Below are 7,256 nucleotides of genomic sequence, written 5' to 3'. Positions count from 1 at the left end.
GGGTTCACTGGCCAGAAACGATGTTAACCTACTTAGTAGAAGATAAAATTCTTTTCTCTTGCGACTTCTTAGGATCTCACATAGCAACAAGTGAGCTTTTTGACGTTTCTAATGAAAATAAGGCTAAAGTTTACTTAGAAACAAAAAGATACTATTCTGAAATAATGATGCCTTTTAGAAACTTTATAAAGAAACATCTTAGCCTAATAGATGATCTTAATCCAGAAATAATAGCTCCGAGCCACGGTGTTGTTATTAAAGATACCAAAAGGGTACTGAATGCATACAAGGAATGGGTTTCTGATGAAGTTAAACCTTTAGTTCTCATTCCTTTTGTTTCAATGCATGAAAGTACCAGAAAGATCGTTGAATTTCTAACATCTGAACTGAGCAGGAGAGGTATTGCTGTAAGACCTTATAATCTTATGACAACCGATATTGGAAACATTGCTATGGACTTGGTTGATGCAGCTGGAGTTATTTTTGCACCTCCAACTGTTCTTGCCGGTGCCCATCCCGCGGTCATTTCGTTTGCTTACCTTGTAAATGGTTTAAGACCTAAAACAAAGTTTGTTAGCCTTGTTGGTTCTTATGGCTGGAACGGAATCGTTATGGCTAACCACGTTAAAGATACCCTTAAGAACCTTGAACCTTAAAGCTGAATGGCTTGAACCTGTAATGATTAAAGGATTACCAAAGAAAGAAGATTATGAGAAATTAGAAAAATTTGCTGATTTGATAGCTAGAAAAGTAGAAGAATATACAAATTAGTTGACCGCCGCCATCAGCGGCGGCTTGCTATAAAGACTGGAAGAGAACAAATAGCAAAATTAGAGAAGCTATGTAAATAAGAATTATACTTCCATAAGAACGTCTGTAAGAGTTAATTACACTATCAAAATTCTCAGGAAGTTTGTTAGGAGAAACTTTTTTCTTTATTTCTTGGAGTAATTCTTTAAAATTCTCGGTTGAATCGTCTATTACAGCCAGTTTACCTTCTTTATCTGCTATGAATAGAAAGTATTTTCTTCCAGCAGAAACGGAAACTTCTTGTATGTCTCGCCACTTAAATTCTTTTTTTCCTGTAATACCGAAAACCTTTATCCCTTCATTATCAATGATAACTTTTTTCCTTGAAAGGAAGAAAAAGTAAGCAGCAACAGGTAGAACAAGTAAAACAAAAATTAAAGAGTTAATAGAAACTCCTCCACTTCTCACCACTAAAAGTCCAAAAAACAGAGAATATGTAAGAACTAAAAGGGCATATCCCAAAAAGGTAAATTTATCTGTTCTATAAATTTTTCTATCCATTTAATAGTTCCTCTACAGCAGATTTAAATCTTTCAAGTCCTTCCTTTATGTTCTCCATAGAAGTTGCGTAAGAAAGTCTTAGGTATCCTGGCATTCCAAAAGCACTACCAGGAACAACAGCAATCTTTGCCTTCTCAAGAAGGTAATCTGCAAGGGCAAAGTCATCTTTCAAGTTTGCTTGCTTTATAAGTTCCTTAACGTTCGGAAATGCATAGAAAGCTCCTTTTGGCAAGAGACACTTAACTCCTGGAATTTCGTTTAGCTTTTCAACCATGTATTTTCTTCTCTCATCAAAAGCTTTTAACCAATCTTTTAAGAAATCTTGGGGACCCTTCAAAGCAGCTACTGCAGCTTTCTGAGCGATAGAGTTCACATTTGAAATAGACTGGGAGTTAATCTTTATCATTGCGTCAATTATTTCTCTTGGACCTGCAGCATATCCAACTCTCCAACCGGTCATTGAAAAAGCTTTAGAAAGAGCGTTGATAGTGATTGTTATTGACTTTATTTCCTCTGATAGAGAAGCAATGCTTGTGTGCTTAAATCCATCGTAGGTAAGTTTTTCGTAGCATTCATCTGAAGCTATTAGGATCCCTCTTTCAGCACAAAATTCACCAATTTTTAAAAGTTCCTCCTTGTCTATTACGGAACCGGTAGGGTTGTTTGGAGTACACAGGATCACCATTTTTGTCTTTTCTGTAATAGCCGGCCTAATGTCCTCTAATGTAAGAGAAAAGTTGTTCTCTTCTTTTGTTTCTACAAAAACCGGTTTTCCTCCTGCAAACTTTACCTGCTCTGGATAGGTAACCCAGTAAGGGGCAGGAATTATTACCTCGTCTCCTTCTTCAATTACCGATAACATTAGGCTAAAGAGTGCCTGTTTTGCTCCATCTGTAATAACAACTTGGGACGGATCGTAATCTATTCCGTTTTCTTTTTTTAGTTTCTCTGCAACAGCTTTTCTAAGTTCTGGAACACCAGCTGGAGCTGTATACCTTGTAAAACCTTCATCTATCGCTTTCTTTGCTGCTTCTTTAATGTGAAAGGGAGTATCGAAGTCCGGTTCTCCTGCTCCAAAACCTATAACATCTATACCCTTCGCCCTCATCTCCTTGGCTTTCGAAGTAATTGCCATCGTTGGAGATGGCGACATGTTTAAAACTCTCTTGGATAGTTTCATCTCAATCCCCCTTAAAGTTGTCGTTGACATTTTACAAAGTTGTTACTACTTTTCCCACATCATAAAGAAGGAGGTAATTATGAAGGGGAACAAGTGCCTAACTCCGGAACAAATGGAAGAACTAAGAAAAATTTTAGAACAAAGAAGAAAGGAAGTGTTGGAAGATATAAAAAGGGGTTTAGAAGACGAATTTCACTCTGAGCGGGAAGTTGGAGATATAGTGGATATGTCAACTGATGAAATTTTAAGAACTTTCGAAATGAGAATTAGAGATAGGGAAGCTAAGTATCTTAAGAAAATAGAAAAAGCCCTCCAAAAGATGGAAGAAGGAACTTACGGAATTTGTGAAAAGTGTGGAGAATGCATTCAATTTGAAAGACTTAAACTTAGACCTGTAGCTGAACTCTGTATCAAATGTAAACTTGAACAAGAAAACTTTGAAAGAAAATTTGGAGAAGATGAATAATAGGGGGAGTATTCTCCCCCTTTTTTTTACTCAGCCCACGCTTGCACAGAAAGTAACTTCCTCTTCCTCGTTTACAACTCCTCGAAAGTGAACCTCTTTTTCGACCTTTTCTGGATTAAGTTTTTCCACTATATAATCAAAAGCTTTAAATGCATTCTCATGATCTCCGCAAGTATAAACATCTATGGCAACATAACCGTGTTCTGGCCAAGTATGAAATGAAAGATGGGATTCTGAGATTACAACAACCCCTGTTGCTCCAAATGGTTCAAACTGATGGTAGTATGAAGAGAGTTTATTTAGATTGGCATGTTTAACTGCTCCTTCAAAGATTTCAGCCATCTTTTCAGCAGACTTTAAGATCTCCGGATCACATCCGTAAAGGTCAGCTACGATGTGAACACCGAGGGTCTTTGCCATTTTTCTGTCCTCCTTATATAGAGTTAAATCACCTCCCCAAAGCTCGGCGGGATTGCAGGTGTCAATTATATGCACTTTCACTATTAAATCAAATTTTACTTCTCTCTTTCAAGAGGAAGACATTTTTACCATGCATAATAATACTTTTTGAAGGATGCCAACTCTATTGTTTAACTATTAGGAAGTACTATTTAAGAATTGGAAAATAGAAAAATTCTCTGCTACAAGCGTCCAACACGCTTTTTGTAATAATACCTGATAAACCAGAAGTAGGTTAGAAGATAGACAACGAAAATGACTATGGGGGATATAGTAAGAAGCTATAGGATAAGTTAGAGTACTTAATAAAAATAGCAGAAGAAGTTTGGAAAGTTGAAAGGAAATGCTGGAGAGAGTGTCTAGAGAATGAATTGAAATTATCAGAAAAACTTCAGTTAATATGAGAATTAAGAATAACAAACAATTTGCAAAGTATTGTATAGCCAATTTCTATCCAAGAAGAATTAACAATAGATCTTTTTGCATTGAATTTACAACTGATAATAATTATCATTAAAGGTAAGAAAACAAAAGAAGGAGGTTAAAATGGCTCTTGTAGGACAAAAAGCTCCAGATTTTTGTCTAAACGCTTACGACCCTGTTAAGAAAGAGTACACAACTGTAAAACTCGAGGACTACAAAGGAAAGTTCTTAGTTCTTTGTTTCTATCCTGCGGACTTTACGTTTGTTTGCCCAACAGAAATAGCAGCAGTAAACGCGAAAATTAATGAGATTAGAAATCTTGGAGCAGAAGTTCTCGCTGTATCAACAGATACACACTTTAGCCACCAGCTCTTCTGCGAGGTAGAACCACTCCTAAAAGATCTTAAATTCCCACTAGCTGCAGATCCAACAGGAAAGACAGCAAGGGATTACGGTGTTTACATTGAGGATGCAGGAATTGCAAGAAGAGGAAGATTTATCATCAACCCAGACGGAATTATTGTTGCTGAGGAAGTTCTCAATCCACCAGTTGGAAGAAACGTTCACGAGCTTATAAGACAGCTCCAAGCTTGGAAGCACGTTTATGAAAATCCAGATGAAGCTTGTCCTGCAAACTGGAGACCCGGAAAGAAAACTCTTAAACCAGGACCTGACATTGTCGGAAAAGTTGGAACTGTTATTACGATTGAAGAAATTCTTTCTGAATAAAGAAAGGGGCTTTACGCCCCTTTTAAGTTCTATACTCAGCGTTGATTTTTACATAGTCATAGCTTAAGTCACAAGTTAAATATTCGAAGCTTTCGTTTCCAAGATTAAGATTAAGTCTAATAAATATTTCATCGTTTTCTTTTAGATATTTAAATACCTCTTCTTCAACAAATTCAGTTCTTCCTCCTTTGAATAGAAGGAAATCACCGATAAAAAGTTCTGTTTTTTCTTCTACTATTCCAGCCTTTGCAGCTCCAGCTGCAGCAATTATTCTTCCCCAGTTAGGGTCGTTTCCAAAAAGTGCTGTTTTAACAAGAGGGGAAAGTGCTATTTTTCTTGCAACCTTTCTTGCCTGCTCGCGACTCTGTGCTCCCTCTACAACTATTTTTGCAATTTTTGTTGCTCCTTCTCCATCTTTGACTATTTGGTAGGCTAAATCTTTTAAAACCTTAGTGAGCCCTCCTTTGAATTCTTCAAAGACTTTTTCATCAAACTCTTTTGAAGACTTTTCAGTAGAGATTAAAAAGACGCAATCGTTGGTGCTCATATCTCCATCAACAGTAATTGCGTTAAACGAAACATCAACAGCTTCTTTAAGTGCTTTATCTAAAAACTCCTTTGACACTTTTAGATCTGTAGCTACGAAAGAGAGCATGGTTGCCATAGAAGGGTCTATCATTCCCGCTCCTTTTGCTATACCACCAATGACAAAGCCTTTTCCCTCAAAAAAGGCTACTTTGGGAAAGGTATCTGTTGTCATTATTGCTTTTGCAGGTTCTTCCCCTTTAGCCTTTCCAAGATTGTTTACCGCTTCTTCTATTCCTTTTTTCACTCTATCCATTGGAAGGGGTTCACCAATTACTCCTGTGGAAGCTACCAAGAAGTTTCCATCTTTTCCTAACAGTTTCAAAGTGAAATTTGCCATTTCTTTAGCGTCCTTAAGACCTCTTTCTCCTGTGCAAGCGTTAGCATTTCCGCTGTTAGCAACAATACCGAAGATTTTTCCCTTTATAGATTTTGAAAACTTTATTGGTGCTGCTTGAACATCGTTCTGAGTAAAAACTGCTGCAAATTCACAAGGTTTCTCGGTGGAAATAACAAGAACATCAGGTCTTTCGAGCTTTTTTTCGGTTTTCTTTATTCCTCCAAAACCTACTCCGCAATAAATACCCGGAACTTCCGCTATTCCTTTTTTCATCTTACCTACCCCGTTTCCTAATTTGTTCTTAATTTTATAGGAACAACTTTTGAAACCAAAGGATAGAAGATGAAGTTTAAAAAGCCAAAAGTTCTTGTTGCAGAGAGGATAAAAGAGGAAGGTTTTAAGAAACCGAAAATACTCTTTCGTCCTACTCGAGGAGACATTTTTAACCGTGTTGCTTATAAACTTGTAAAAGGAGATCTCTCTTTCATTACACCTTCTTCCTTTGGAGAAACTATAAAGCCCGGAACAGTTCTGGACGAGCAGTGTGGAGTTTCTTTGCTTGGACTTTTAGGGAAAGAAGCTCCAGACTCAGGGATAATAAGGAAAGGTAAAAGTGTTATAGACTTTAGCGATATAAACTTTCGGTATCCAACTATTGCGGTAGATTTTTCCTTATACGAAAAGCTTTCCGAAAAAGAGAAAAAGAGTCTTTTTAATCAGATAGAGATTTCTTTTGGTATTGTAAAGGATTACTTTACACCTGAAAACTTTGTTCTTACTTCTTGTAAAGAAAGGGCAAAAGAAGATGTGGGGAAATTCTTTCATCCTTTCGTTCCTTTTCAAGTTTTGGAAGACATTGAAAGTGATAATGTAATTGTTCTTGACCCTTATGGAGATAAGGAATTTACTCACGAAGAAGTTGATGCTAATACGGTAATTGTTGTCGGTGGTATTGTTGATAGCGGCGAAAGAATGGACGGCTGGACAAAAAGGGTGCTTGAAAATGCTAAGCATAGAAGAATTACCTACAAAGGAAGTATAAAACTTGTTCCAGATAGGATAAATGACATAATAAAAATAGTTTGTGAATACTTAACGGAAGAAATTTCTCTTGAAGAAGCTGTAAGAAGAAACTTTACAAGAACTTCAAAGCTTAAGTGGCTTAGGAAAGCTTTAGAGAACTCTATCTATAGGTTTGTTATAAATGGTGAAGTTGTTAGAGGAATTCCCGAAAGCTTGTACGATAAATGGAAGGAGGAGTTCTTACTTACCGATTTTCATTTTAGAAAAGGAGCAAAACACATAGGTGGTTTTGTTGTGTTCAAAGATACGCTTTTAAGTAGAGTGAAGGGAAAGATAAAAAAGAGAGGGAAAGAAATATTGATTTTAGGGGAGATAAAGGATGGTGACATTATCAAGATCTATTCTTGAAACAATAGGAAATACTCCTCTTTTAAGAGTGGAAGTAGAAGGGATAGAGATCTTTTTAAAGCTTGAGATGTTCAACCCAGGAGGTTCTATAAAAGATAGGGTTGCTCTTGCTATTATAGAGGAAGGAGAAAAGAACGGAGAATTAACAAAAGATAAAGCTGTTATAGAGGCAACAAGTGGAAATACTGGAATAGGTCTTGCTCTTGTTTGTGCAGCAAAAGGTTATAGAATTATTATAGTTATGCCAGAAGGGATGAGCATAGAACGCCGTAAAATATTGCAGGCTTATGGAGCAGAATTGGTTTTAGTTTCTACTGGAGGAATGCAAGCTT

9 protein-coding genes are annotated in these 7,256 nt (G+C 36.7%); 5 read left to right on the top strand and 4 right to left on the bottom strand.

Translation table 11 applies throughout. The features are described 5' to 3' along the window. A partial coding sequence (locus tag ABGX27_00970) for an FprA family A-type flavoprotein (GenBank protein MEO2068070.1) occupies positions 1-656 on the top strand: 656 nt, incomplete at its 5' end. A 142-nt stretch (positions 657-798) separates the two neighbouring features. Here the strand turns inward: ABGX27_00970 and ABGX27_00965 are convergent. After that, positions 799-1,311: a PH domain-containing protein gene (locus tag ABGX27_00965; protein MEO2068069.1), complete on the bottom strand. Its 513-nt coding sequence runs from the start codon at positions 1,309-1,311 to the stop codon at positions 799-801. Beyond that, positions 1,304-2,491: a pyridoxal phosphate-dependent aminotransferase gene (locus ABGX27_00960; GenBank protein MEO2068068.1), complete on the bottom strand. Its 1,188-nt coding sequence runs from the start codon at positions 2,489-2,491 to the stop codon at positions 1,304-1,306. Before ABGX27_00960 ends, ABGX27_00965 begins: the two co-directional genes overlap by 8 nt. Positions 2,492-2,570: 79 nt before the next feature. Here ABGX27_00960 and ABGX27_00955 point away from each other — a divergent pair, with 79 nt between their 5' ends. After that, entirely contained in the window at positions 2,571-2,957 is a 387-nt protein-coding gene (locus ABGX27_00955; protein ID MEO2068067.1) for a TraR/DksA C4-type zinc finger protein, read from the top strand. 30 nt (positions 2,958-2,987) lie between these two features. On the opposite strand, the gene speD is transcribed toward ABGX27_00955, so the two are convergent. Further along, a complete protein-coding gene (speD, locus tag ABGX27_00950; protein ID MEO2068066.1) occupies positions 2,988-3,377 on the bottom strand; it encodes an adenosylmethionine decarboxylase in 390 nt (129 codons plus the stop codon). 585 nt (positions 3,378-3,962) lie between these two features. Between speD and ABGX27_00945 the strand changes: the two genes are divergently transcribed. After that, positions 3,963-4,568 carry a peroxiredoxin gene (locus ABGX27_00945; GenBank protein ID MEO2068065.1) on the top strand — a complete coding sequence of 202 codons (606 nt, stop codon included), beginning with the start codon at positions 3,963-3,965 and terminating at the stop codon, positions 4,566-4,568. A 22-nt stretch (positions 4,569-4,590) separates the two neighbouring features. On the opposite strand, the gene argJ is transcribed toward ABGX27_00945, so the two are convergent. Further along, the gene (argJ, locus tag ABGX27_00940) at positions 4,591-5,766 is read right to left on the bottom strand and encodes a bifunctional glutamate N-acetyltransferase/amino-acid acetyltransferase ArgJ (GenBank protein ID MEO2068064.1); all 1,176 of its coding nucleotides are present in this window, start codon (positions 5,764-5,766) and stop codon (positions 4,591-4,593) included. Positions 5,767-5,835: 69 nt separating this feature from the next. Here argJ and ABGX27_00935 point away from each other — a divergent pair, with 69 nt between their 5' ends. After that, positions 5,836-6,924, top strand: a complete 1,089-nt coding sequence (locus tag ABGX27_00935) for a tRNA (guanine-N1)-methyltransferase (protein MEO2068063.1) — start codon at positions 5,836-5,838, stop codon at positions 6,922-6,924. Further along, a partial coding sequence (locus tag ABGX27_00930) for a pyridoxal-phosphate dependent enzyme (protein MEO2068062.1) occupies positions 6,896-7,256 on the top strand: 361 nt, incomplete at its 3' end. The genes ABGX27_00935 and ABGX27_00930, both read left to right, overlap by 29 nt.

It is taken from the genome of Desulfurobacteriaceae bacterium, from assembly GCA_039832905.1.
GTDB lineage: Bacteria > Aquificota > Aquificia > Desulfurobacteriales > Desulfurobacteriaceae > Desulfurobacterium.
This window is presented reverse-complemented; position numbering and strand designations above follow the sequence as displayed.

Excerpts from the sequence above, each read along its gene's own strand:
- argJ (MEO2068064.1), bottom strand. The coding sequence starts at position 5,766 with ATGAAAAAAGGAATAGCGGAAGTTCCGGGTATTTATTGCGGAGTAGGT.
- ABGX27_00945 (MEO2068065.1), top strand. The coding sequence starts at position 3,963 with ATGGCTCTTGTAGGACAAAAAGCTCCAGATTTTTGTCTAAACGCTTAC.
- ABGX27_00965 (MEO2068069.1), bottom strand. The coding sequence starts at position 1,311 with ATGGATAGAAAAATTTATAGAACAGATAAATTTACCTTTTTGGGATAT.
- ABGX27_00955 (MEO2068067.1), top strand. The coding sequence starts at position 2,571 with ATGAAGGGGAACAAGTGCCTAACTCCGGAACAAATGGAAGAACTAAGA.
- ABGX27_00960 (MEO2068068.1), bottom strand. The coding sequence starts at position 2,491 with ATGAAACTATCCAAGAGAGTTTTAAACATGTCGCCATCTCCAACGATG.
- ABGX27_00935 (MEO2068063.1), top strand. The coding sequence starts at position 5,836 with ATGAAGTTTAAAAAGCCAAAAGTTCTTGTTGCAGAGAGGATAAAAGAG.
- speD (MEO2068066.1), bottom strand. The coding sequence starts at position 3,377 with ATGGCAAAGACCCTCGGTGTTCACATCGTAGCTGACCTTTACGGATGT.